This is a genomic window from Propionimicrobium sp. PCR01-08-3 (genome assembly GCF_030286045.1).
In the GTDB taxonomy this organism is placed as follows: domain Bacteria; phylum Actinomycetota; class Actinomycetes; order Propionibacteriales; family Propionibacteriaceae; genus Brooklawnia.
On the sequence record NZ_CP127390.1, the window covers coordinates 1,153,513 to 1,179,570 of the forward strand.

General features: G+C 65.6%; 12 protein-coding genes and 1 pseudogene. 8 read left to right on the top strand and 5 right to left on the bottom strand.

The window, feature by feature from the left end:
* Window positions 1–181: 181 nt before the first annotated feature.
* The 3 genes from QQ658_RS05355 to nudC are packed head-to-tail and all read left to right on the top strand — an operon-like array spanning window position 182 to window position 7,793.
* Window positions 182–3,538: an ATP-dependent DNA helicase gene (locus QQ658_RS05355; protein ID WP_286026627.1), complete on the top strand. Its 3,357-nt coding sequence runs from the start codon at window positions 182–184 to the stop codon at window positions 3,536–3,538.
* Entirely contained in the window at window positions 3,535–6,930 is a 3,396-nt protein-coding gene (locus QQ658_RS05360) for an ATP-dependent helicase (protein ID WP_286026628.1), read from the top strand. Before QQ658_RS05355 ends, QQ658_RS05360 begins: the two co-directional genes overlap by 4 nt.
* Window positions 6,927–7,793 carry an NAD(+) diphosphatase gene (nudC, locus tag QQ658_RS05365; RefSeq protein WP_286026629.1) on the top strand — a complete coding sequence of 289 codons (867 nt, stop codon included), beginning with the start codon at window positions 6,927–6,929 and terminating at the stop codon, window positions 7,791–7,793. The genes QQ658_RS05360 and nudC overlap by 4 nt, the downstream gene beginning before the upstream one ends.
* A gap of 201 nt (window positions 7,794–7,994) precedes the next feature.
* Here the strand turns inward: nudC and QQ658_RS05370 are convergent, their stop codons facing one another.
* Genes QQ658_RS05370 through QQ658_RS05380 form a run of 3 tightly spaced genes read right to left on the bottom strand, consistent with a single transcriptional unit; the run spans window position 7,995 to window position 16,505 of the window.
* On the bottom strand, window positions 7,995–9,893 hold the full coding sequence (locus QQ658_RS05370) for an AAA family ATPase (protein ID WP_286026630.1): 1,899 nt from the start codon (window positions 9,891–9,893) through the stop codon (window positions 7,995–7,997).
* Window positions 9,890–13,228, bottom strand: a complete 3,339-nt coding sequence (locus tag QQ658_RS05375; RefSeq protein ID WP_286026631.1) for a UvrD-helicase domain-containing protein — start codon at window positions 13,226–13,228, stop codon at window positions 9,890–9,892. Before QQ658_RS05375 ends, QQ658_RS05370 begins: the two co-directional genes overlap by 4 nt.
* 1 nt (window position 13,229) lies before the next feature.
* Complete coding sequence (locus QQ658_RS05380) at window positions 13,230–16,505, bottom strand: exodeoxyribonuclease V subunit gamma (RefSeq protein ID WP_286026632.1); 3,276 nt, start codon at window positions 16,503–16,505, stop codon at window positions 13,230–13,232.
* 92 nt (window positions 16,506–16,597) lie between these two features.
* Here QQ658_RS05380 and QQ658_RS05385 point away from each other — a divergent pair.
* A pseudogene (locus QQ658_RS05385) lies at window positions 16,598–18,358 on the top strand (ATP-dependent DNA helicase UvrD2); the annotation flags it as partial.
* Between the two features lie 91 nt (window positions 18,359–18,449).
* Here the strand turns inward: QQ658_RS05385 and QQ658_RS05390 are convergent.
* Complete coding sequence (locus QQ658_RS05390) at window positions 18,450–18,611, bottom strand: DUF5679 domain-containing protein (RefSeq protein WP_286026634.1); 162 nt, start codon at window positions 18,609–18,611, stop codon at window positions 18,450–18,452.
* A 478-nt stretch (window positions 18,612–19,089) separates the two neighbouring features.
* Here QQ658_RS05390 and QQ658_RS05395 point away from each other — a divergent pair, with 478 nt between their 5' ends.
* Complete coding sequence (locus tag QQ658_RS05395; RefSeq protein ID WP_286026635.1) at window positions 19,090–19,725, top strand: M48 metallopeptidase family protein; 636 nt, start codon at window positions 19,090–19,092, stop codon at window positions 19,723–19,725.
* 166 nt (window positions 19,726–19,891) lie between these two features.
* On the opposite strand, the gene QQ658_RS05400 is transcribed toward QQ658_RS05395, so the two are convergent.
* Complete coding sequence (locus QQ658_RS05400) at window positions 19,892–21,226, bottom strand: zinc-dependent metalloprotease (protein ID WP_286026636.1); 1,335 nt, start codon at window positions 21,224–21,226, stop codon at window positions 19,892–19,894.
* A 222-nt stretch (window positions 21,227–21,448) separates the two neighbouring features.
* Here QQ658_RS05400 and QQ658_RS05405 point away from each other — a divergent pair, with 222 nt between their 5' ends.
* The 3 genes from QQ658_RS05405 to QQ658_RS05415 are packed head-to-tail and all read left to right on the top strand — an operon-like array spanning window position 21,449 to window position 25,934.
* Window positions 21,449–22,495 (top strand): YlbL family protein, encoded by a 1,047-nt coding sequence (locus tag QQ658_RS05405; RefSeq protein WP_286026637.1) that lies wholly within the window; start codon window positions 21,449–21,451, stop codon window positions 22,493–22,495.
* Window positions 22,489–23,040: a PPA1309 family protein gene (locus tag QQ658_RS05410; RefSeq protein WP_286026638.1), complete on the top strand. Its 552-nt coding sequence runs from the start codon at window positions 22,489–22,491 to the stop codon at window positions 23,038–23,040. Before QQ658_RS05405 ends, QQ658_RS05410 begins: the two co-directional genes overlap by 7 nt.
* Complete coding sequence (locus QQ658_RS05415) at window positions 23,037–25,934, top strand: UPF0182 family membrane protein (protein ID WP_286026639.1); 2,898 nt, start codon at window positions 23,037–23,039, stop codon at window positions 25,932–25,934. Before QQ658_RS05410 ends, QQ658_RS05415 begins: the two co-directional genes overlap by 4 nt.
* Window positions 25,935–26,058: the final 124 nt, after the last annotated feature.

A 26,058-nucleotide genomic window follows, 5' to 3' on the forward strand; every position in this document is an offset into this window, starting at 1 on the left:
ATACTTACTGTGGTGGTCCGTACCTCACGGCCACCTGCCGTTCCAGCCCCGGTGGGTTGGAGCAAAAACGGGATACAGCCTAGGTACTGCAGCCTGAACTTGCCTGGCAGGTACCACTCTTCCACAGTCGGGGGCCCTAAGTCACGAAAAATTGTCAGAAGGGCGTGGTTCGATGGTGCACATGATCCGATCCGAAGCACCCATCCTGCGTCCGGCCTGCGGCATTGCCGAGCCCGGCCGGTTGACCGAGGCCCAGCGGGCAGTGCTGAATGCGATCGGTGAACACGATGGGTCATGCTGCGTGGTGGGCGGACCGGCCAGCGGCAAAACCAGCACCCTGGTGGCGGCCGTCGTGAACCGGGTCGAAACGGGTATCCCCTTGTCACAGATGGTCGTGCTGACCGGTTCGCGGTCTCAGGCGCAACAGCTACGGGCCCGCATCGTGGCTGGCGTGGGAGCGAGCCAACGCGGTCTGCAGATCACCACCGTGCATGGCTGGTGCCTTCAACTGCTGCAACGATTCTCAGATCCCGCTTCGGGGGTGCCGCGCTTGCTGAGCGCCCCGGAACAGGAATATCGGGTTCGAGAATTGTTGTCAGGTCGTGACCAATCGTCATGGCCGAGTGAGATTCGCCCGGCACTGGGCACCCGGGGGTTCGCGCGCCAGATCCGCGCGATCCTGGCCAGGGCCCGCCAGCTCGGTTTCGATCCGGACGATCTGGAGGCCGCGGGGCATCGGGCCGAGCGGCCGGAGTGGGTGGCAACGGCGAAGTTCTTCGCGGAGTATCTCGACGTGTTGGACGCGGAGGGCGTCATCGACTACACCGAGCTGGTCTTCCGGGCCCGGCTCGTGTTGAGCGAACCACAGAACTCGGCCCGCCTATCAGAGACTGCTTCGGTGATCTTTTGCGACGAATTCGCCGAACTCGACCGCGGCATGATCAATTTGCTCGCCGACGCGGGCCGGGCAGGGGGCCAGGTCATCGCATTCGCCGATCCCGACACGGTGATTTCGCAGTTTCGGGGCGCCGATCAGCGGGCCGTCACCGATTTCACCGAAAGGTTCAGCCTGCCCGGGGCGACGGCGCGGCTGCTCCAGTTGGACGATCACCCCGGCTGCGATCCGCAGATCGCTACTGCGCTGGATGGGGTCGCGGCGCGGTTGCCTTCGCGCGGCCTGCCCCACCTGCAGCCCACCGCGGCCAAAGTGGGTCCGATGAGGGCCGCGGCTCGCGCTGCCACCGGTGGCGTGAATCTCTCCACCGATGCCGAGGACATCCCTGACAGCGCGATGAGGCGGGGCGACCATGATGATCGGGGCAACGCGGAGCCGCGGTCAAAGATCGATGGAGCGGCGCAGGCCGGTGAAGCCATGGCCAGGTCGTCCGCGGTGCGGGTGGAGCTCGTCCCCGACTCGTCTGCGCAATCCGAGCAGATCGCCGAGGTGTTGCGCGAGGCGCATGTTCGCCATGGGGTCGAATGGCAGCGCCAGGTGGTGATCTGTCCGCCCGGCGAGCAGGCGGTAACGGCGCTAGCGAGACGGCTGTCCGCCGCCGGTATTCCGGTGCAGTTGTCGGGAGACGAGAACGCGCTGGCCGAAGAAGCTCCGGTACGTCAGTTGCTCCTGGTGCTGGAGGCGGCGGTTTCACGGGCCGCGGATGGGCGACTGGAGCAGACGCGGGCGGCCCAGGTGCTACGCACCTCGATGGGCACGCTTGATGCGGTCGGATTGCGCAGATTGAGCAGGCAGCTTCGTAAGCGCGCCGCCCAGGCCCACCCCGATGATCTGCTCCCCGCATCGGGCCGGCTGATAGCCGACGAGCTGTGCGCAGCCGCGTTGGTTCCCGATGATCAGACCGATCCGAGCCCGGAGCTGGCAGCTCTGATCACCATGCGCACGCTGCTGAACGGGTTGGCCGAGATGATCAACGAAGGAGTCGATCTGTCAGGGCTGCTGTGGCACGCCTGGTCGGCGACCTCCTGGCCGCGAACACTGCAGAACGAGGCATTACGCGCCAGCGAGAACTCCGCTCGGGCACACCGCGACCTGGACGCGGTCGTCGCGCTTTTCGACCTGGCCGCGCGACAACCGGAATGGAAGGGGATAGCAGGAGTCCGCTCGCTGATCGCCGAGGTCGAGGCCCAACAGATCGCTGCCGATACCGCACGGGAATCCGACCCGAGGCGTGACAGCGTTGCGGTGACCACGCCGTACCGGGCAAAGGGATACCAGTGGGATCTGGTGATTCTGGCCGGGGCACAAGAGGGCGAGTGGCCCAGAATCAGCAATCCCGAAGGGCTGCTGCGTGCCGATCTGCTCGGACCGGAAGGGTTCCAGCCGCCGGAGGGTCCGGCAGATCGCATCGCGGCCGAACGGCGCTCCTTTCTGCTGGCGGCAAGCAGAGCGAGACAGAACCTGGTGGCAGTCGCCATTGACGACCCAGGCGGCGACACCGATCGTCCATCACGATTTCTTGCCGAGCTTGGTGTGCGGCCCATGCACCGGGAACCCGAGGCCATGCCGTCGTCTCTCGAGGGATTGGTGGCGAGACTGAGGCGGGTGAGCTCCGACACCTCGGCCGGCCCTGGCATCCGGCAGGCGGCCGCCCGGGAACTCGCCTGGCTTGCCGGCCAGAAAGATGGCAGCGGGCGGGCGCTGGCGGCAGGTGCCGACCCGGCCGACTGGTGGGGGCTGCGTATGCCGAGCGATCCCCATCGCCAGATCGCCGTGCCGGGTAAGCCGATCCGTCTGACGGGAAGCGCCGTGGAGACGATCTTGGCCTGTCCCCGGCGATGGTTTCTCGGCAGCCGGGCGAACGGACGCCCTCCCAAGGACATACGGGCGGTTTTCGGAACGCTGGTTCATCAGCTCATTGCCGAGGCAGCCGAGAACGGCACGCCTGCAGCCGACTCGGCAGATCGTCTGGCCGAGGTCTGGCCGCAGCTGCCATACGGCGCCGGGTGGTACGCCAAGGCAGAACTCGACGAAGCCGTGAAGACACTGCAGCGCTACGATCTCTGGGCTTCCTCCGGTGATCACCGCCGGCTGCTGGGGGTCGAGATCCCGTTTCGGCTGGACCTCGTGCTTGATGGCCGTGACGTGGTCGTGACAGGGGTTCTCGATCGGCTTGAAGCAGATGAGTCCAACAGGTTGCGAGTGGTCGACTTCAAAACAGCCAAAAGACCCCCTAGCGAAGAACAAGTACGCGAGATGGATCAGCTAGGGATCTACCAGCTGGCCGTCCGCGAGGGAGCCTTCGACGATCAAACCGGCGGGCTCCGGGAACTTGCCGACGCCGAGGTCGTCTATCTGCGGAAGGACAAGAGTGGACAGCCGACGGTGCTCAGCCAACCGGCTCTCGATTCATCTGCGGCGGCTACCGACTCCGGCACCGGAACTTGGGTGCATGAGCATCTCAGCCGGGCCGCCGAGATCATCGCCACCGAAGATTTCTACGCAAACATCAACCCCAACTGCCGCACCTGCGAATTCCGGCTGGGGTGCCCGGCTCAAACGACAGAAGAGGATCAGTGGTGAGCGTCGACCAAGATCTCGCGGTGCGAGCCATCGGATCGCCCGACGAGCTGTGCGCGTTGCTCGATATCCCGTTCAGCGATGAACAGCTGAAGGCCATCTGTGCGCCACTGGAGCCCGGCGTCATCATTGCCGGTGCGGGAACCGGCAAGACCACGGTGATGGCGGCCAGAGTCGTCTGGTTGGTCGCGACCGGCCAGGTGCGTCCGGATCAGGTTCTCGGCCTCACGTTCACCCGCAAGGCCGCCGGTGAGCTCTCGCAGCGGGTGGACGCGGCGCTCGCCGCCGCGGGCCTCATCGATACCGCCCAAGGTGGCGATGACGGACGTCAACTCGTGACGACCTACGACTCGTTCGCGGCGAGTCTGGTGACCGACCATGGACTTCGGATCGGGATAGACACCGGCCAGATCCTGATCACCGGTGCGACGCGCTATCGGCTGGCTGACCAGGCGGTTTCGAGGACGAAAGACGAGTTGCAGGATCTAGCCTGCTGGCAGCCCGCCACGGTGACCGACCGGTTACTCAGACTCGATGGTGAACTGCGCAGCCATCTCGTCGATTCGGCGCAGGTGCTCGCCGAGGACGCTGCGTTCGCTCATGAACTCGAGCAGGTGAAACGCGGACCTCGTGGCCTGCGGACGAAGGCGGTGTGCACCTCCCTTGGCACCGTCGGCGCCCGCGCCGAATTGCTGGGGCTGATCGATGATTATCGTGGCCTGAAACGCGAGCGCGGTTTCACCGACTTCGCCGACCAGATGGCCCAGGCGGTGCGCGTTATCGAGGCCTCGCCGCAGGTTGCTGCAGCCATCAGGCAACGGTTCCAGGTGGTACTGCTCGACGAATACCAGGACACCTCCTCGGCGCAGGCGCGCCTGCTGCGAGGACTGTTCTCGGACACGGTCATCTCGGGCGGACGAGGTTTTCCGGTGACCGCGGTCGGCGACCCGTTTCAGGCCATCTACGGCTGGCGGGGTGCTGCCCCAAGCAACATCCTGCAATTCTGTGACGACTTCCCTCACCGGGACGGCACGCCTGCTGCCCGCTTCACCTTGGGTATCAACCGCCGAAGCAAGCCCGCCATTCTCGACGTGGCGAACGCGTTGTCGGCAGCGCTTCGCAGTGATGAGCGCCTGCTCGGCGAGGGCGTCACCTCGCAGCAGCGGCTGCTGCGTTCCCCCGACAACAACTCGGGCGGAGTGGTGCGGGTGGCGAGCTTCGACACCTGGCCGGAAGAGGTCGACTGGCTCGCCGGCCAGGTGCTGGCCGCGAAGCAGCTGGACCAGGTTGATCGCTGGTCCAAGATCGCTGTGCTGACCCGCACGAACTCGTCCATCGGCGCGATCTACGAAGCATTGAGCAGCCTCGACATACCGGTTGAGATCGTCGGTTTGGGCGGCTTGCTCGAAGTGCCCGAGATCGCCGAACTGGTGGCGACATTGCGGCTGATAGATGACGTCAGCGCCAACCCCGAGGTCGTGCAGCTGCTCAGCGGGCGACGGTGGCGGATCGGGCCGAGGGACCTGGCCATCATCGGGGACCGGGCGCAGGAACTGATGGCCCAGGCTCGCGACGAGCGCGAAGAGGACGGCGATGGCCTTGACAGGGTCGGAGAATCACTAGATCCCGGCCGTCCTGTCTTGGAGAATGCTGATCCGCCCAGCGACCCGTTGGAGAGAATCGGCGAACAGTTCGATACCGGCCGTCCCAACTCGAAGAAGGCTGGTCCGTCCAGTGACGCGTTGGAGACAGTCGGCGAACAATTCGACCCCGCCAGTCAGCTGTGCCTGATGGACGCGGTCGAAGACCTGGGCAACGCTCCCGTTTCACCGGAGGCACGGGCGCGGATTGCCGCCTTCTCGTCCGAGCTTCGTGACCTGCGCAGACATCGTGACGAACCGCTGCCAGAACTCGTGCACCAGGTGATCAAGGCCAGCGGAATCGCGTTGGAGATCGCCAGCGACAAGGATTCGTTCGCCTCGGGCCGCAAGCGCCAGCTGGAACGTTTCGCCGACGCCGTGGACGAATATGTCGACATCGACGGCGATGGCGCGCTCAGCGGCCTGTTGGCCTGGTTCGATGCCGAGCGGGCCGAAGGGCAAGGCCTCGACCAGGCGGTGCCCAGCAGCGACGACTCGGTCAAGCTGCTCACCGTGCACAGGTCGAAGGGGTTGGAATGGGACCGGGTCTTCTTGCCCGCCCTATGCGCGGAAGTGTTCCCGAGCAGCCGAGGCACAGACAACTGGACGACCCAGCCCGCGGTGCTGCCCTCGGCGCTACGCGGTGACGCGCAGTGGGTGCCCCAGCTGTCAGAAGTGACGACAAAACAACTCAACAAAGGGTATAGCGCAGAGCTGAAAGCCGCGCAGCGGCAGGCGGAGGATCGGCTGATCTACGTGGGCGTCACCCGCGCCCGCAACCAGCTGGTCGCCAGCTGCCACTACTGGGCGCCGGGACGAAAGAAGATCAAGGGACCTTCCGATTACTTCCTGACGCTGCGCGACGCCGCGGGAACCCGTGTCGAAGCCGAGGCCGAGGTCTCCGAAGACAATCCGCTGCTCGGCGTGGCGCTGCGCAGCCCGTGGCCGGTCCCGATGGACGAGGCGAAACTCGCCGGGCTGCGCGAAGCAGCCGATCTTGTTCATGAAGCTGGCTCCGCAGAGATCCTTGCAGATGCCGATCCGGATGCGCGAGAGCAGGGCGAGAGCTGGCACGCTCTCGCGCAGCTGCTGGTTTCCGCCGAGCGCAAGCGGCGTCGTCCACAATCCGAAGTGGTGCTGCCTGCGTCGATCTCCGCGTCCGCGCTGATGCTGGCCAATCGCGATCGCGCAGGTTTCGCGGCGCAGGTTCTGCGTCCGATGCCCAGGCCGATCAGCCGTCGCACCAGCGTGGGCACCAGGTTTCACGAGTGGCTGGAGCACAAGTTCGCGATGCCGGCGCTGTTCGATGACAGTTTCGATGACGAGCCCACCGAGGAGGCGCCGGCCGGAGGATATCCCGACGCCTCGGACCAGCTTCTCCGCCGACTCACCGAAGCATTCGAACGCGGCCGATACGCGTCTCGCACCCCGCTACGCATCGAGGAACCATTCATCTTGACCGTCGGCGACCAACAGGTGCGCGGCCGGATGGATGCCGTCTTCGAGACCCCGGACGATGCCGACCACGACTTTCAGATCGTCGACTGGAAGACCTCGGACGCGCCGGCCGATCCGTTGCAGCTGTCGATCTACCGGATGGCCTGGGCCAAAAGCCTCGGTATTGACCCTGAACGGGTGGACGCGGTCTTCTACCACGTGCTCAGCGACCACATCGAACGTCCACTGTTGCTGGATGAACGCTCCATGAGCAGCCTGCTGGCCGGACTCACGACACGCGATAACCTCAACCCATGAGCTTCACCCGTCTGAATCTGTCGCCCTGGGATGGTCCATCAGCATTGAACAGGAGGGCAGACCATCGGGAGCCCGAGGTGATCCGGCGGGCCTGGCAGGACGAATCGGCGCAGGTCATCGAACTCGACCCGGAGTCACGATTCGTACTGGAGCCTTTCGGCGTGCAGGCCTCGGGAGAATTGAGCGATGACCTCGCCTACCTGGGCGAGATCGAGGGCACCCAGTGGTTCGCGAGACGAGTCGACGCGATCAACGACGGTGTGACGATCCGTGACGCGCGGTTGACCGACATGCAGTATCAGGTGGTCAGCGCCGGATTGGCAGTGTTGAACTGGATCGCCAACAGCCAGTACTGCCCCCGCTGCGGCGGGCCGCTGCTGCGCACCCACGGCGGTTTCGCGGCCGTCTGCAACGATTGCGGACGCGAACACTTTCCCCGCACCGATCCGGCGATCATCGTGGCCGTGCTCGACCCGGACGACCGGATCTTCCTCGCCCATCAGATGACCTGGGCCGCCAACCGCGTCTCCATTCTGGCGGGCTTCGTCGAGGCGGGGGAGAGCGCCGAAAACGCCCTCTACCGCGAGGTTCAAGAAGAGGCCCGGCTCGACATCGCCGGCTACCGTTTTCTCGGCTCGCAACCCTGGCCGTTCTCCCGCTCATTGATGCTCGGCTACGTGGCGCGTAGCCGATCGGCCGGCCAGGTCGACGGCGTCGAACTGGAGTGGGGGCGGTGGTACAGCCGTGACGATATCGATCGCGGGGTGGCAGACGGTACCGTCATTTTGCCGGGCCCCGGCTCAATCGCCGCTCAGATCATCGGTGCCTGGCGACAAGGCACCCTGCCGGCCCCCGAAGACTGACAAGCCTTTCACGAGGTGTCGAGGCGTCGCAGCTTCACCGGTGCAAAGCGTGTCAGCGGGGCAGACGCCACTCGCTGCGCTGATGAGCGGCGACGGGCGGCAGCTTTAGTCATTGTGAGTTCGGTCCCGACCTCCGGAATACGGCTTCACGTGATGGTCGTTGCCGCACAGTAGCGGATCGGTGCTGCTCTTCGGGAGGGCTTAGAGTCTGCTGGCCAGGCCCGTCGCCCGGCGGGCCGGAGTGGTGATCGCCTGGGTGATCGCTTCGGCACTCCCGATGATCCGTACCCGCTTCCTGGCCCGAGTGATGGCGGTATACAGCAATTCCCTGGTCAGCAGCGGAGAGTCGGTGCTCGGCACCACCAGGGTGATCGCCTCGTACTCGCTGCCCTGTGATTTGTGCACGGTCATGGCATGCATGGTTTCGCTGGAATCCAGCAGCCAGGGGGAGCGGAACGTCGGCGCGTCGCCGCTGGCGATCGCGACCTGAGACTGGTCGTCCAGCCGGATCACCACGCCGGTGTCGCCGTTGGAGATCTGCAGATCCGGGGCGTTGCGGGTGATCAAGATCGGCCTGCCCAGGTACCACTCGCCTTCGCGTCCGTAGCCGGGGATCGCGCCCCGCAACTCGGCCTCGACGGCCCGCGACCAGGTCGCCACACCGTAGCGTCCCTGCCGGTGTGCGCACAACAGCCGATGGCAGTCGAGCGCTTCGAGAGCAGCCCGCGCGTCCCCCCTGCGGGCGGCGTTGACCATCGCCTCGCCCTGGCGCCGAAGCTCGGACGCCAGGGCGGGCATCGAGGTCACCATGGACGGATCCGGATCGGTGTCGAACCACTCCAGGTCTGCCGGGTGCGAGGCCAGCAGACCGAGTGCCTGCTGCGGGTCGGCTTCGATGATCGAATCGGCCAGCTGCTGGATGGGTCCGGCGAACCGGTGGGACTGCGCCAGCACGGTGATGGCGTTCCCGCCCGCACCACCCGGTGACTCCAGCCCGGCGCTGACGATGTCGGCCAGGACGGCACCGGCGTCTACCGACGACAGCTGGTGGGGGTCTCCGACCATCACCAGGCGGGTGCCAGGACGCAGCGCCGTCATCAATGCCGACATCAGGTCCAATGAGACCATCGACATCTCGTCGATGATCACGACATCGTGGGGCAGCGGATTGTCGGCATTGCGGGCCATCTGCCCGCCCGGCCTGGCGCCCAGCAGGGAATGCAAGGTGGTGGCCGGTGCCACGTCGAGATGCTGCCAGAGCTGTCCTGTCATCGGGCCGGCATCCGGTGGCGGTCCGGGTGCATCAGTCGTCGCCGACAAACGGTCGATCTCATCTGGGCCCGCCGGTTCGGATGAGGTGCGTGCGCGCGAACCGGTCGATGGTTGTGGGTCGCGGGCCAGCGATGCGTTCAACGACTGCTGCATGCGCGCTGCCGCTTTTCCGGTGAAGGACGCCAAGGCCACGCTGGTGTGCGCTTGTGCCAGATCGTCGAGCACCCGCAGCAGCTGCGCGATAGTGGTGGTCTTACCGGTGCCCGGGCCGCCCGCGATGACGCTGGTCCACCTCGACACCGCGGTTCCCACGGCTTGGCATTGGTCGACGGTCAGCCGGTGGTCGGCCGGAAGCCGATCGCAGGCCCGCCGGATCGCGGCGTCCAGTTCGGATGGGTCGACCACAGGTGCCGGCATCGCCAGCCTGGTGCGCAACGCGACCCGCACGGCCTCCTCGGCCTGCCAATTGCGCTCGAGATAGAGATTATGGCCGACCAGCCGCAGCGGACGCTGATTTGCCGGGGCGTCTGTTCCCTGCGCGACAAGCGGAGACTCTTGCAGCAGCGCCAGCCAGAGCGACGGATCAGGCCAGTCAAGCGCCGGCGCGCCCGGATGCGGCCCGTCCAGCGGCAAACACACCGAGCCTGATTCCTGGGCCTGAAGACACAAGGCAGCGGCGAGTAATACCTCAGGATGCTGCTCGCCGCTGAGCCACGCCAATGTGCGCGCAAGATGCACGCCACTCCAGTCGGCCAGACCAGCTTCGGCGAACTCGGCAAGCAGCCCGGTCGCGACCACAGGTATCTCGAAGACGCCTTCGCTCGTCATGATCCTCCAGCCAATACTTCGGATGCCTGCACGATCAGCTGTGCCGGGGGGCGCCAAGTGAACACGCCGCTCGGCATGGTGCGGTTCGCCGGGTTGTCCGCCCCGCTCATGCCGCGGACGAACAGATAGCCCACACCGCCCAGATTCGATTCCGGCCGGTAACCGGGCAGCCGCCAACCGAGATAACGATGCAACGCGACCTCGTACAGCAGGGCTTGCAGCGGATAGTGCGCCTGGCACATCGCGCTGGTCATGGTGGCCGGGTCGAATCCGGTCAACCGGTTCGTCTTGTAGTCGAGGATGACATATCGGTGCGGATCGGTTGGCAGTTGGAGCACCACGTCGATGGAGCCGGTCAAGAATCCGGCAAGCGTGGTGTGGGCTGCCCCCGATGACTTCAACAGCTCGCCGTAACCATGCAGCGGATCGTTGTCGTCCAGCAGGTCGCTGAAGCAGTCGGCGAGATCGGCGACGGCGCGCCGGGAGGAGGAGCCTCCCAAAGGCACCTCGAAATCGAGTTCGGCAAGGCGATTCGCGGCACCCAGAGCACGTAGCGTCAGATCATCGGTCAGCACGCCCAGCGGTGTCGTGACGATCTGTTCGAGCCCTGCGGTGAGCGCATCGGAATCCAGGCCGGCGAGTGGATACCGCGCCTGAAGGCGGCGCACGCTCTCGGAGAGGTCGGCCGCGAGCCGCGGGCTGGCCGGGTCGACCTCTTCGAGGACGGCGTGCACCAGGCTGCCGAATTGGGTTCCGCCCACCAGCTCCGCCAGTGCGGAAACCGGTGGCTCGCCGTCGGGATCTGTCGTGACGACCTCGTCAACGACATCGACCTCGTCGAATCCGGGCCCCCGATCAGGCGGCGTGGGCGAGTCATGCATGCCTGCCGTCAGGCCGGTGTAGGAGGTGCGCGTCCAATCGCGGTCGATGTGATCGCTGAAGCGGCGGGCGTCGAGCAGGCCGCTGTATCTGCCGATCTGGTGGCTGCTTTCGGTACGGTGGGCGATCTGATCGGGGTGGACGGGCACGATGGCCACGCCGGGAGGACACCGCAATTGGTTCGCGAACCCGACCGGGAACCCGGGCTGCGGCACCTGGTGCCAGGAGTTGTTCATCAACAAACGGTGCAGCGGAGAACTCGAGGTGTTGTGCTTCGTGGGGGCCCACCAGCAGACCAGCAGCGATTGAGCGCGAGTGCAGGCGACATAGAACGACCGCAGCGATTCGGCGAGGTCTTCGGTCTGATAGGCCTCGATCCGCGATGCGCGACCGGCCGGGGAATCAACGTCGAGCACGCGGCGGCCCTCGACGTGCCCGATAACCGGCTGATCATAATCGGCCGATCCGGCGAATCTGTCGGATGCCTCGGGCAACAGCACGATCGGAAACTGGAGGCCTTTCGCCTTGTGTACGGTCATCACCCGAACGGCCGGACGATCGGTCGGCAGCCGGCGGGTGCGTTCGTCCTCGTCGGCCGACCCGGCCTGATCGATGCTGCGCCGGAGAAACTCGGTCAGCGCCGACGGGCTCAGATGAGCCGCGGATTGGGCGTGATTCAGCAGCTCGGTCACATGACGCAGGTCACTGAGCAACTCCTCGCCACCCGGCTCACCCAGCAACTGCGCATCGAGGTGCCGTTCGGCCACCAGCGTCTCGAAGACCGCGGTGATGCCCTGATCGCTCAATCGGCGCGCGCAACGCGAGAACAACGAGGTCATCTCGACCAACGCGTCCTCGTCCGCGGAGGAAATATCGGCGCTCGTCCATCCGATCAGGCAGCTGAGCATGGCTCGCCGCCGATGCCAACGATCACGCTCGACGAGCGCCTCCAGGACGACCAGCCAGTCGGCTGCCGCCTGTGAGGCGAAGACGTTCTTCTCACCGGTGAACACCGAGGGATACCCGGCGGCCTGCAGGCTGGCATGAATCAAGCGGCCGACCTTGTTGGTGCTCACCAAGATCGCAATGTCATCGGCGCGGAGCGGCCGCCAGCGTCCCGAATCGTCGAGGATCTGATATCCGGTATCCAGCAGGCGACCGACGCGTGAGACCAGGTCGGCCACGATCAACGCGCGCGCGGCCTCGATTGCGAACGGCTGATCGGAACCGATCGCGCGCACCTGCACGGCCTCCGGCGACTGGGCAGCATCCTCCCGGCGCAGCCTGGGCTGCCGGTGGAAGCAGTCGACGCGTTGCATCTCGATGTTCACGCCGGGCGATCCGAGGTCGATGGGACCGAAAAGATTCTCGATGCCGGTGACCACTGCGGCGTCCGACCGATAGTTGGTGCCCAACCGCTGCACGACGTCGGCCCGCTCGCGGGCTGCACTGTAGGTCTCGATATCGCCACCGCGGAAGCGGTAGATGGCCTGCTTCGGATCGCCGATCAGCAGCACCGTCGAGCGGTGCGCAAAACCGGCTTCGAGGAATGCCCACTGGGCCGGGTCGGTGTCTTGAAACTCGTCGACGAGGACGACCGAGAACCGCTCGCTGAGAGTCCGGGCAGCCTGCGGCCCGCTGACCGGGTCGGTGAGCGCGGCGGCCAGCCGGGTGATCATGTCGTCATAGCCCAGTTGCCGCAGCGCGCGTTTGCGGGTCGCGAACACCGTGCGGACATCGGCGGCGAATCGCGCTCGGGCGGCTGCTTCGGGCCCGCCGGATGGGTAGATCGCGTCGGTGCCGTGCTGGGCGCTGGCGCGTCCGATAGCGACGGCGGTGCCGAAATTGAACTGTTGCCATCGCTCGTCGGCGAGATAGACATCGGCGATGACCTCGTCGATCAGCACCGAGGGATCGGTCTCCAGTCGGGTCATGGTGTCGTAGTCGGCGAGGATGCCCAGTTCGTCGAGCATTCGGGACGCGAAGGTGTGCAGGGTGAAAATAGGCGCGTCGTCCACCCGGCCGATCGCTTCGGCGAGTCGTCGGGCCCGCAGCTCCACTTCCTCGGTTGAGCCGGCCGAGAGCAGCGCAGTCACCTGATCGGTCGCCGATTCGCCCGGATCAGCTGATGCTTCGCCGACCTGAGCGGCCGCCTGCGGCCCTTCTGATGGCCGAAGCGGGGCCTCGCTGACCGGGACCGGTCGCAGCCCGGCGAGCCGGCGGCGCAACTCGCCATGAGTGGAAATGAGTCGGTGGCGGATGCCGTCGCGCAGTTCATTGGTTGCCCGGCGCGAGAAGGTGACGGCCAAAACGCGATCGAGCGGCGTTCCGGCGGCCACATAGCGCGCCACCATCGCGGCGATGGTGAAGGTCTTGCCGGTCCCGGCGCTGGCCTCCAGCACCAGGGTGGTCCCGGCGGCCGGAAGGGGCTGGTCGAGTCTGAAGATGTCGTTCATGTCACTGATCACCCAACCTCGAAGCAGGCCGCCATTCGGCGAGGTGATCGGCGAGCGGGGCAAGCAGCCGATCTGCCAGCTTTTCGAAGCGACCGGGCCACGCCTGGGTCAGGTCATCGAAATCGGGAAAGAAATACTGCCAGTTCGCATCCTCGTCCCGGTAGGCCTGACGTGCGCGGACCATCGGCTCGCCCCATGTCCAGTTCAGCAGGTCCGCGTAGGCGGCCGCCGTTCGCAACGGCAACGGAAGCACGTGGCGAAGGCCCGCCCGGCGGGTTGTGACCAGCCAACCGAGTATCTCTCGTGCCTGTTCGCCCGAGGGTGCGGACAGGCGATAGCACCGTTTTCCGACCAGCAACCCTTCGGTACCCGGTTGTTCGGCGTCCGATTGCGCGACGACCAGAAGCAGCCGCAGCCAGCATGCGAGCGCATCATCCGGTTTGGGGAATCCGAACCGCTGCACCACGACCTTGTCATCGACCAATGGGACGCGGCCCTGGAGCTTTCCGTCGGCGTAGTCGATACGGCAGTCGCGTAATGTCCGCTCGCCGGTTTTCGCGCTTCGGACCGATGAGGCAACCTGGCAGGCGCGATCGAGTTGATCGTCGAGCAATTGCGCACCGGCAGGCCCGGGCAGCACCTGCCCCGACAACCAGACGTGGTTGCGCACCTGCGCCAGGCCGTGTCCTGCTGCCAGGGCGTCGAAAAGCTCGCGCCCGACCGACCATGCCTCGCGGGCATCCGGCGAGATCGGCAGGCTGGTTTTCAACTCGTGGTCGAACCGGGTACGGGTGGTGCCCACGGTCTCCTTGAGCAGGGCGCGGGCCGGGTTGCAGAAGAATCTGATGAGATCCTCGATGTCGGTCTGGGGAGAGGGGGTGCACCGATGCTGCAGCGTCCAGGTGGGCGGCGGAGCCTTGGGCGGGCTTTGCAGGGCCCTTGCGCCTTGCAGGCCCTGCTGATCGAAGCTGGCCACCCGTTCGTTGCCGCTCACCGCGAAGTCCTGCCAGCCATGCGGATGCAAAGGGTGCCAGCGGACGAGCGTGCCGTGGTAGCCGGCTTCGCCATCGGAGGAGCCCGCCCCGGTGTTCGCGAGCCCGTCCACGCGCCATGCCCCGGCCGGGCCCTGCACCGCGCAGGCATCCAGGAGTTCCGAGATGCACACCGGGGCCGGACGCACCCGTCCCGATGACTGCTCGGCGCCTTGGGTGACCACGACAAAGTGATCGGTGGCGCCCAGCAGAGCGTCCAGGAGCCGCTGCCGGCGGACGGCGCGGCGGCGCCACGTCCAATGCTGCCGGGCCTGGGATCCGTCGGTCCGCAGCAGATCGTCGCCGTCGAAGCCTGCCGGGCCAGGGAAGTGAGCATCGTCGAGGCCGAGAACGCAGATGACCCGCGCCCCGATACCTGCCAGATCGTTCAGATCGGTCACCAGCAGCGAACCGTTGCCGTAGTTGGGACGCCGGCCGGCTGACCGGTCGAGACCGTCGAGCCAGCAGGAGATGTCGGTGGCGTCCAGTGGCGCCGTGCGCCCGGCGGCCTGCTGAGCGAAATCCGCGATCGCGCTGAGAGCCTGGTTCAGCTGCCAGCTGTCCTCGAACGGCAGCGAAACCAGCAGATCGATGGCCTCCCGCAAGTGACCTGCCCAGGTTTCGGCAGTCGCTTCGCTGCCGAACCGGCCGATGACCTTGCGGACCCTCGAGACGAGTTCGGCGAGCCGGCCGATGAGTTGCGCATCCGATCCCTGCACCTGGCCGACCGGTGCACAGGTGCCCAGCGCGACAGGTGGCTCGGCAGCGAGCGCGAGGCTGATAGACAATCGTTGAACGCCGGCCAGCCAGGTCGACTGCGTGATGGCCACGCCATTGCGGCTGCGCTGGGCCGCATCCACACCCCAGCGGATCTGGGCGTTCGCGATGAGCTCGCGCAGCCGCTCGATCTCGTCGGGCCCGAAGCCGAACCGGTGCGATATCGCGGGTAGTTGGCAAAAGTCGAGGAGATCAATGCTGGTTGCGCGTCCGACGTAGAGCGCCAGCAGTCGACTGAGCACCGCCAACGCGGGGTTGACGCCTGCCAAACCTGCGGAGGCGAGTTGCACTCTCAGTCTGTGGCCGGGATGAAAGCCCGCGCCCGGGTCGAGACAGAACGACGCCTCGATCAACGGTGCGTACTCGGCGAGATCGGTGCACAGCACCACCACATCACGCGGTTGCAGGCTGGGATCATCGCTGAACAGGCCGCACAACACGTCGCGGAGCACCTCGACCTGCCGGTCCGGGCCGTGGCATGCGTGGATCTGCAAGGAGTCATCGGCCTCGGCCCGGGGGCCGGGCGGCAGATCGCGGCGCAACTCGTCTTGTACCTGCCGCAGCAGGGTAGGCGGTTTGGGCTGCCGGAAGGCTGCGAAGGCGCTGGAGACAGGGTCCGGCCGGCCGTCGTCAGTTTCGGCCCGGCACCCGGATGCCAGACCGGTTTCGGATCGTTGTTGCGGCCGGTCGAGTGATTCGCGCCCCGCATCACGACGACTGTTGTGGTGCCGCAGAAAGTCGGAGCCCGGCGCGTCATGGTGGCAGGCGATGCCGGCCACCTGAATCACCTGAACCTCGTGATGGCAGCCGAGGGCGTCGATGAGGCGGTTCGAGGCGGGATCCGGATCGTCGACCAGGAGCAGGACGACCCGCTGCGGTATCTGCGGATCGGCCTGTTGCTCCAGCTGCCGGAGAGTTCGGTCATGCTGCTCGGCAGGATCTGAGCCGAGAAGCCGGACGACCGCACGCCACAAGGCAGGCTGCCACCGCTCTTCGGACGCAAGATCGGCGCCGGAAGGGCTTCGGTCGGAACCAGCCGACCATGAGGCGACCATGTCGGGCGTCCGCCACAGGTAGCGGCGAAAAAGCCTGGCCAGCCTGGACGCAGCGGCATAGCGGCGCCCCGGCGAAAGCTGCGGCGTCGCGAGGTGGTGCAGGACCGGCGCGAGGACGTCGGCCTGCGCCGGGTCGGCGAGCACATCGCAGATGGCCAGGGTCAGCGACTCGCCTTGCCAGGCGTCGCTGCGGAACCGTTGGGAGAACACTCGCCAGGTTTCGACGTCGATACCTGCCGAGATTCGGGGCCCGCCGGTTCTGGTCGCAAGATATTGAGTGAACCACCGGCGATGCCCGGCCGCGGGAACCACGACGAGATCTGCCGCCATCGGTGCGGCAGGCGAGTCTTGCACGAGCACGGCAGCCTGCTCGCAGGCCTCGCGCCAGCCGGTCACCTCGACGTAGTTCTTCATCGGCACTCACCTTAGCCAGCGCTCCCGACATTTTTCGCGGCAGCCGGATGGCGTTCGAAAATTGTCTCAGCCGGCGCCTACAGTGAGCAGGCGTGAGTGGTGAAGCATCGCAGGCGGAGCGTGTTCTCGAGGGGCTGGACGCCGAGCAGCGTGCCGTCGCGACCTGCTTCGGGCGTCCGGTCGTGGTTCTGGCGGGCGCCGGCACCGGTAAGACCCGCGCCATCACGCACCGGATTGCCTACGGCGCGGCCAGCGGTGCGCTGGAGGCCAGGCATACCTTGGCGGTCACCTTCACCAGCAAGGCGGCCGCGGAATTGCGGCACCGGCTCGCCGGTCTGGGCGTACCCAGGGTGCAGGCCCGAACCTTTCACGCGGCCGCGTTGCGTCAACTCGGCTATTTCTGGCCCAAGGTCAACGGCGTCGAGCTGCCCCCGGTGGCCGGACGCAATTTCAGCATGATCGCGGAGGCCGCCCGAACCCTGCCGGTCAGCGTCGAGACCCCGCTGCTGCGTAACCTCGCCGCGGAGATCAGCTGGGCCAAGGTCTCGAATGTTCCGCAGGAGCGATATCCGCAGCTCGCCGGCAAGGCCGGGCGCGAGGTCGAGGGGCTGAATCTGGACCAGGTGGCCGACGTGCTCAGGCGCTACGAACAGGTCAAGAAGTATCGCGGGGTGATCGACTTTGACGACATCTTGTTGTGCACCATCGCGCTGTTGCACGAGCATCCCGAGGTGGCGGCCGAGGTGCATGACCAGTACCGGTCTTTCACCGTCGACGAGTTTCAAGATGTCAGCCCGATTCAGCGCACGCTGCTCGAACTATGGCTGGGCGATCGCAGCGACATCTGCGTGGTCGGCGATCCCAATCAGGCGATCCACACCTTCGCCGGCGCCCAGCCCGCCTACCTGGCCAATTTCGGTCGTGACCACCCTGGGGCGACGACCTTGAGATTGCGCACCAACTATCGCTCGACACCACAAGTGCTGGAGGCGGCCAATGCCTTGATCGCAGGAGGGGGACGGCTGCGGGCCAACCGTGAAGCCGGCCCGGCGGTGGAGGTGCAACCCGCCGCAGACGAGCCAACGGAGGCGGCAGCGGTCACCGGGTGGCTGGTCGGCCGGCATCGGGACGGCGCACCCTGGGGCGATCTCGCCGTGCTGTACCGCATCAACGCGCAGGCCGAACAGTTCGAGGCCGAACTCCGGGACGCGCAAGTGCCCTTCGTGGTGCGCGACGGCGACCAGGAGGCGCGGCCCGACGACGCGGTGACGTTGTCGACCATGCATTCGGCCAAGGGATTGGAATGGGAATCGGTGGCCGTCGTGGGCCTGTCGGAGGGGCTGATGCCCTTCGCGCTGGCGGATACTCAGGCCGAGGTGGCCGAAGAGAAGCGGCTGCTCTATGTGGCGCTGACCAGAGCAAAAACGAATCTGCGGATCTCCTGGGCGATCGGCGGTGCGCCAGGACGCGGCCATCGCGGGCCGTCCCGTTTTCTACGGCAGGCGGGGCTGGCCGGCGTTGCGGAGCCACATGTTTCCGGTCGGCGTGCGCGTCCGGGCCGAAAGTCGCGGACGCTGCCTGCCTGCTACGTCTGCGGGCAAGCCATGAGTGAGGCCGTCGAGATCAAACTCGGACGACACACCGGATGCGAGTCCACCTTGGACGAGGACCTGTTCGAGGCCTTGCGGCAGTGGCGGACGAGTCAGGCGCAAAGCCAGTCGGTTCCGGCCTTCGTGATTTTCACGGACGCAACCCTGCGTGCCTTGGCCGAGCAGCAGCCGGCTCAGCGGGCCCAGCTCACGAAAATTCCCGGCATCGGAAAGACCAAGTTGGATCGCTACGGTGATCAGCTGATCGAATTGATCAACGACCACGACTCGTGCGATGACCTCGCGTGATCTACCGGTGCCGGGAACAGTTCCGGGCTCGGCCCAGCTACAAAGCTCAGGCCCTACCCAGAATGCGGTTGAGGTTGGTGCCGCAGACCGGGCACTTTGCCTTGGCCATCTTGGTGCCTTTGTCGTTCACGACGACGTTTCCCTTGGCCTCGCGCTTCTCCTTGCACTTCACGCAGTAGAACTCGCCTTCGTAGGTTTCGTCAGCCACTGTTTTCTCCTTAGTCCGGGGCCGGGTTGCAGGCCACTGACGCCGATATTAGCTGCCAGCAGGTCGCCTCGCAGCCAGTCCGCCACGCGCGTAACGTCGAGATTTCCGCGTGCGATGCCGACAACCAGGGTTTCGGGTTTACCTGAAACCAGAGTAAACACAGGCGCTGAACAAGAAAAGGCTTCGGGCTCGGATCAAGGTGTCTTCTGCTGCATGGGTCCGCTGGCCGGAGGTGTCTTCTCCGGTATGGGTTCGCTCCCAGGCGGCGCCAGCAGAAAGGCTTCCGGGCTCGGATCTTGGTGTCCTCGGCCGGGTGGGGTCGGTCACCGGCGCCAGAAAGGTTCAGTATCCGGGGGCAGAAAAAGCTCCCGGAGCCGGATCGACATGCCTTCCCCTGCACGGATCCAATCTCCGGAAGCCTCACCAAGAAGCTAGTGCCGATCAGCCGGCCGCGTCAAGCCGATCTTTAGGAGCAGTCATGCCACCTCCGAGCGAAACCTTGCCGACGGCCACCTTGCGCCTGCCGCCGCTGCCCGATGACATCGCCGGCGTGCGAGTGCGGCGCAGCGCCCGGCGTCGCAAGACCATCTCGGCACGGCTGGAAGATGGCGGAGTGGTGGTGTTTCTGCCGGCCGGGATGCCGGCGGCGCGCGAACAGGAGTGGATTGACAAAATGGTCGAGCGGATCGTCCGAAAGCGAACCCGCACTCACCACTCCGACGAGGAGTTGATGGCCAAGGCCAATCAGATAGCGCGGGACTTTCTGGACCGGCCTGCCGGAAGAAGGCTTCGTCCGAGCTCGGTGCGCTGGGTGACCAATATGAACCACCGGTGGGGATCGTGCAGCGTGGCGGCGGGCACAATCCGGCTGAGCGACCGCCTTCAGCAGATGCCCGACTGGGTGATCGGCTATGTGCTGGCCCACGAACTGGCGCACCTCGAGCACACCGGACACACTCGTCAGTTCTGGGAGCTGGTCGGGCACTATCCGTCCAGCGAGCGGGCGGCAGGATATCTGGAAGGGTGGAGTGCGGCTCAGGCTACCGTCTGGGGACCAGGAGGCGGGGGCGAGATTGCGCCGGCCGGCGACGGAAGCGTCGATCTTTCGGAGTAGCGCACGCGGTCGGCGTCTCGCCGAGACAGACCGCGATCCGAAGATTCCCGGCGCGGTCCGGTCATTGTGTGGCCGGTCACTGTTTGGGCGAAAGTCACCCGGCGGCACTCGGCGATTCGAAGGCGGTGCGGAACCAGCCGGTCGTCCGAACACGGCCGGCCGGTCATTACTCGGAGCCGGTTCCCGGATCGTCGCGGCGCTCCTGCTCGGCCCGCTCGAGAAGCTTGGCCAGCTCGGCATCCATTTCGTCACCGGCGTTCGACTCGTCGTCGGGGGCCAGAAGCCGCAGCGGATCATCGAGATCGGCGGCCGTCGGCATCAGATCGGGATGGGCCCACAATCCGTCGCGGCCTGCGATACCCCGCTCACGGGTGAGACCGGCCCACAAGTTCGCCGCATCGCGGATCCTGCGAGGCTTCAGGTCGAGCCCCACCAAGGCCGAGAACAGCTGCTGCGATGGGCCGTTGGTGGCCCGGCGCCGGCGAATCGCCTCCGCCAGCGCGTCGCCGGCATGCGGCATCCAGGTGTTGACGGTTGTCGCGGTCGCTTCGTCCACCCAGCCCTCCACCAGTGCCAACAACGTCTCGAGACGGTCCAAGATCTCACGCTGCGCATCGTTCTGGCCGGGGGAGAAGAGCCTGCCCTGCAGCTGCTCGCTGAGCTCGGCCAGTCTCTCGGGAGTCAGCGAACTGAGATCGTTCACCTCGATGGTCGAGGTGATGGCGCCGACATCGATGGTGATCTCTCGCGCGTAGTGCTCGAGAAGGGCCAGGATCTGAGGTGCCAACCAGCCGACCTGGGCAAAGAGACGCTGTCTGGCACCTTCTCGGACGGCGAGATAGATGCGGATGTCGTCGTCCGAAATATGCAGGCCAGAACTGAACTCGGCCACATTCGTGGGCAGCAGGACCACTTGTGGCGTGCCGAGCAACTGGACGCCGATCTCGCTGCCGGATACCACCTGCCCGGAGATCTTGCCCATGGCCGACGCGAGCTGCGCCGTATACATCGCGCCGGCCGAGGTGCGCAGCATCGGTGCCATCATCGCGCCGAACTGGCCGAGCTCGGCGGGAAGCTCCTCCGACTGGTTGAACTGGTCGCCGAATGAGGCGGCCAGAGCATCGGCGATGCGCGTCACGATGGGTTCTGCGATGGTCCGCCACGCACCCATGGTGTTCTCGACCCATTCCGCTCTGCTCCATGCGGCCGCCGGATGGGTCAGGGCTTCAAAAGCGATGTGCTGGTCGAGCCACATGCTTGCCAGCCGATCCGCCTCGGCCACGGCCGCTCTTTCGGGCCCACTGGGCACCGGATCGCTGCCCAGTGACGCCGTGACACGGCGCGCGGTGGCTTTGGCCTGGCTCCAATCGATGCCAGTGCTGTCGCCTTGACCAGCCATGGCGGCCATTGCCTGCTGCAGCTCGGCGATCAGCTTATTGAAGTCGAAGTCGCCGCCCGAGCCGCCGAACTGGGCGAACCAGTTGGCCATGTTGTCGTTCATCGCTCACCGTCATTCCTGAATCCGGCATTGCCTGTCTCATCTATTCAAGCGCACGAAGCAACCCCGGAGAAGCGCGGCCCGAGCCCGGTGACGGTTACCACCTGTCTTCGCTGGCGGATCGCGAACCGAATCATTTTGGGGCCGGGGTGCCGCCGGGTCGATCCTGGTGAGAGTAACCGGTAGAGTCAATGAATACTCACCTGCATACGGAAAGGCAGGCCTATGACTAAACAGGGCTGGACTGCGGTCGTTTCCACAGCCTTGTTCGTTGTGCTGATAGCTGCGATCTCGCTGGTGCCGGTGCCGTTCGTGCGCTGGTCGGCAGGTACGGCGATCAATCTCTTCGGTGAGAACGACGGCACGCCCGTGTTGCAGGTCAGCGGAGCCATCACGTATTCGACTACCGGGGAGATACTGCTACCCACGGTCGCGGTGACCGACAAGGACTCGGAGATGACCTTGCCGCAGGCGTTCTTGTCCTATGTCTTGCCCGATCAAACGTTGTTGCCCCGGGAGAGCGTCTATCCGGAGGGGCGCCCCGCCGAGCAGCAAGAAGGCGACGAGAACAAGTTGATGAGCGAGTCACAAAGGGACGCCACCGTCGCCGCCTTGATGGCTGCCGGTCTCAGCGTCACCCCGCGGCCTCAGGTGACCACCGTCTCGAGTTCCGGGCCGTCCTACGGAAGGGTCGAGGTCGGAGACTTCATCACGACGGTGAATGGTTCGGTGGTGGAACGCCGTTCCGAGGTCGAGGCGATCCTCAGTCAGGAGGAGCCGGGGTCGGTGATCCGGCTGGGCATCTTGCGCGATGGGCAGGAATCCGAGGTGCTGGTGACGGCGGTCGCGTCCCGAGACGATCCGTCGGTGGCCAGGATCGGTTTGGATTGCGTGGACAGCTACGACTATCCGCTGGACGTGCAGGTGAATTTGGCCACCGATGTCGTGGGATCGTCCGGGGGCCTGGCCTTTGCCATCGCCATCTACGATCAGCTGACCTCCGGAGAACTGGTCGACGATCGTGTCGTCGCCGCCACCGGGACGATCACGGCTGCCGGCGATGTCGGTTCGATCGGCGCGGCGCGGCAGAAGTTGAACGGAGCCGAGGATTCCGGGGCCCAGATCATGTTGGTGCCGCAGGGCAACTGCGCAGATATCTCGGGGGTGGACAGTTCGGTGACCGTGGTGAAGGTGACCAAATTGAGCGACGCCATCACGAGCCTCGAATTGCTGAAGAATCCGGATACGGTCGATCAGGTGCTGACATGCTGACCGATCATGAACAAGCCGCCGAGGTTCTGCTGGCCGGGCTCGTTGAGGTCGAGCGTTATGTCGGGCGCGCAGGCTGGGATCAGCCGGCCCGGCTGTTCGCTCTCGTTCCGACCGCCGAGCTACTGGCGGCCGACCCCTCGTTGGCCGGCCAGCTGAAGGTCACCGGACCCGATGCCTTGTCGTCGATCGAGCAGGACGATTTTCGTCCGGGCACCGATTTGATGACCGCACTGGCGCAGATCTATTGGCCGCCGGCGGTGGCGGGCTGTGCTTTGTCGACAGAGCGCGGTTTCTTGCCCGCGGGCCTCGAAGACGAGATTCCCGCCGATCCGGCGCGCGCCGCGGAATTCGTGGCGAATCATGCCCAACGCCAAGACCTCCGGGTGGTCGCAGGGGCATTGCGGCTATCCGACGGCACGATCGTCACGCACTGCGTGGCCCGTGTCGCCTCCAACCCCGACGACTTACTCGTGGGAGCCGACATGGCGCCGGCCCTGACACGAGCTGTTGCCTGGACACTGCAAGACAACGAAGGGAACTCATGAGTTCGACGACCACCGGGGATCGTTCCGAGCGAGGGCGCCGCAGCGCGCTTGCCCCAACGATCGCCGTATTGGCAGTAGTAATTCTGCTGTACATTCTGTTCGCGCGGATCTGGACCGATCTGCTGTGGTATCGCTCGGTGAACGCCTCCGAGGTGTTCACGGTGCGGTTGACCACCACGGTGGGGCTTTTTCTCATCTTCGGCGTGTTGATGGGGGTGGCGGTATGGATCAACATGGCGATCGGCTATCGGATGCGCCCCCGGGGCACGGCGAGCGGGTCATCGTCGGGCACGCTCAACCACTATCGGCAGATGATGGACAGGCGCACCAAGCTGGTCATCGCGATACCGTCGGTGCTGCTCGCCATCATGGCCGGTGCAGGTGTGGTGTCGAACGTTGACACCTTCTTGGCCTGGCTGAATGCCACGCCTTTCGGCACCACCGATCCCTACTTCAACCTCGACGTGTCGTTCTACGTCTTCCAGCTGCCGTGGTGGCGCTTCGTGGTGGGCCAGGTCATCTGGACGCTGGTCATCGCGCTGGTCGCCGCGGCCGCGGTGCACTTCATCACCGGTTCGTTGCGCACCAATCCCATGCGGGTGGCCACCTCGGGGGCGGGCGCGGCTCCCGAGATCAAGTTCAGCAATCCCTTCACCAAGAAGGCACAGGCACATCTGTCGGTGTTGCTGGGCCTGATCACCTTGGCCATCGGCGTCGACCAATGGCTCGGACGCTACGGCTTCGCGGTGTCCGACAATGACACCCTGTTCACCGGTATCGGCTACACCGATGATCATTCGCGGATCACCGCCAAGTTGATCATGTCGATCATCTGCCTGGTCTGCGCCATCGCGTTCTTCGTGAACGCCAAACTGCGTCGATGGGTGCTGCCCACCTCCGCGGTGGCGTTGGCGGTGGCTTCCAGCCTGATCGTGCAGGGCGCCTACCCGGCGCTGGTCCAGCAGTTCGATGTTCGCCCCAACGAGCCGGACCGTGAGCAGCCATATATCAGCAACCAGATAGCGGCCACCCGCGACGCCTACGGCGTCTCCGACGTGGAAATCACGGACTACTCGGCGACCACGACGGTCAGCGCGGGTCAGCTCGTCCAGGACGCATCCGTGCTGCCCGGCATCCGGCTGATGGACCCGCAGGTCATCTCTGCCACCTTCGAACAGTTGCAGCAGGTACGTGGTTACTACCAGTTCCCCGATGTGCTGGATGTCGACCGGTACACGATCGACGACCAGGAGACCGACGCTATCATCGCGGCCCGTGAGATCAACGTCGCAGGCCTGCCCACCGACAACCAGACGTGGAACAACGTGCACACCGTCTACACCCATGGCTACGCAATGGTGGGCGCCTACGGCAATCAGCGGCAGGCCTCCGGCGAGCCCGAGTGGATCGTCCGCGATATTCCGCCGGTCGGTGAGCTCGATCAGGTGCAGCCGCGCGTCTACTTCGGTGAGAACACCACCGAGTATGCGGTGGTCGGCACCGATGAGGGTCTGGACCCGGTCGAGCTGGACACTCCGGGCGGCAACGAATCCGGTGGCGGTGAGACCTACAACACCTACGACGGCTCCGGCGGCGTGCCGATCGGCAACATCTTCACCCGCGCGCTGTTCGCCAGCCGGTTCGGCCACATCAACCTGCTGTTGAGCAGCCGGGTGCATTCCGAATCGAAGGTCCTCTTCGACCGGACGCCCGCCGAGCGGGTGGCCAAGGTCGCGCCGTGGCTGAACATCGACAAGGATCCCTACCCGGCAGTCGTCGACGGGCGCGTGGTGTGGATCGTCGACGGCTACACGACCTCCGACTCCTACCCGAATGCGCAGCGCGTCGACCTCGCGAATGCGACCAGCGACTCCACCACCGAGTGGACGCAGGTCGGAACCGAACGGCAGAACGTCAACTACATGCGTAACTCGGTGAAGGCAGTGGTCGACGCCTATGACGGTTCGGTCACGCTGTACGCCTGGGATACCGAGGATCCGATCCTGCAGACCTGGGAGAAGGTCTACCCGAATATGCTGCATTCGGCCGATGAGATCAGCCCTGATCTGATGGATCATCTGCGTTACCCGCAGGATCTGTTCAAGGTGCAGCGGCAGATCCTGGGCCGGTACCACATGACCGACCCGGACGCCTGGTATCAGCAGTCCGATCTGTGGGTGGTGCCCGAGGATCCGCGGTCGTCCGAAACGAAGGAACCCGCCTACTACTTGTCGATCAAGTGGCCGGAGGACGAAGCGCCGGTGTTCAGTCAAACGGCGGTTTATGTGCCGAACGAACGTGAGAACCTGGGTGCCTACATGGCGGTGGTGGCCGATGCGGCCGACCCGGACTACGGCAAGATCAGGGTGCTGAGGCTGTCGGACACCCATCAGGTGCCGGGTCCGAATCAGACGTTCAACGCCATTCAGACCGATCCGTTGATCCAGCAGGCGTTGCTGCCGTTCACCAGCCAGGGTGCCGCCGAGCCGGTCTACGGGAACCTGCTGACGCTGCCACTGGGCGGTGGTCTGATCTATGTGAATCCGATCTACACCCAGGGCAAGTCGCAGGGCTCCTATCCGGTGCTGCGGTTCATCGTGGTGCGATTCGGTGACCACATCGGATTGGGTTCGACCTTGCAGGAGGCGCTCGATCAGGTCTTCGAGGGTGACGCGGGGGCCGAAACCGGTGAGGAGACCACCGGCGGCGCCGAGGGGGAGACCCCGGCGACTCCGCAGACGGGCATGGCTGCGGTACAGGCCGCCCTGGAGGCCGCGGACGCTGCCTACACGGCCGCCGATGCGGCGCTGGCCGAGGGCGATCTGGGCGAGTATCAGGCTCAGATCGAGAACGCCCGGCAGCGGATGAGGGAGGCCGAGGAGGCCGCCAAGTAGCGGGCCTGGTTTCTCTTCGATTGCCAGGAGCGAGGGCTGAACGGATGCGTCCGTTCAGCCCTCGCTTTTGCTGAACGCGCGGAGCTTATTGGTTGCGGTTGTAGCGTTCGCCCGAATTGGCCGT